This window comes from Robbsia andropogonis (assembly GCF_000970345.1).
GTDB classification, from domain to species: domain Bacteria; phylum Pseudomonadota; class Gammaproteobacteria; order Burkholderiales; family Burkholderiaceae; genus Robbsia; species Robbsia andropogonis.
The window spans coordinates 1-762 of record NZ_LAQU01000220.1 but is presented as its reverse complement, the minus strand read 5'-3'; the positions used below and the strand labels follow the sequence as shown (position 1 = coordinate 762).

Here is a 762-nt window from a genome sequence, read left to right as displayed (position 1 = left end):
GGATATGCAAGTGGCTAACCAGAAGTTCCCCACGCTACCAGCGTCCGAAATTGACCAAATCATACGGACGCTCACTCGGGCGCGCCTCGGTCGGTATCTGTTCGCCACACGCAATCATGCCCAGCGCGCGCTGCGTCTCTACGTGATGAACGGCAGGATAAGTTCGGCTTTGCTGGGTGATCTCCACTATTTCGAGATTGTGTTGCGCAATCGGTTCGCGGGTGAACTTCGGAATAAATTCGGTGACCAATGGTTTCAATCCCCCGATTTCCTGGGTTTGTTGGACGCACGGGGGCAGCGAATTGTGGAGCGAGCGCAAAAAGATGCATCCAAAAATTGGACCTTGGCAACACCCCTGCCGCAGGGCAAGGTCATTGCTGAACTTACGTTTGGGTTCTGGCACGCGCTGACAGATTCCAAACTAGAGCACAAGTTATGGGTGCCGTGCTTGCATCGGGCGTTCGCGCCGCGCAAGGCACCCAAGCGCGCAATATTCAATCAGCAACTCGAGCAACTGCGACAGTTGCGCAATCGTGTGGCGCATCACGAACCTATTTTTCACCTAGACCTCCAGGGCAGCCAGCGCTTGATTTTCGACATAACCCGCTCGCTTAGTCCTGCTACGGCGCGTCTGATGTCTTCCACTAGTATGGTACGAAGGGAAGTGATGTCATTGCGACATTACGAACGCCGATGGGCCTATTCGGCGAAGAACAAGCCATGAAGATGCACACCAAAAAAGAGGGCGCTCGCCGCCTGGGT

General features: G+C 54.9%; 1 protein-coding gene. It reads left to right on the top strand.

Features of this window, described 5'->3' with window-relative positions:
• Positions 1-724 (top strand): Abi family protein (locus tag WM40_RS27250; protein WP_236693735.1); only part of this gene is annotated, 724 nt, incomplete at its 5' end.
• Positions 725-762: the final 38 nt, after the last annotated feature.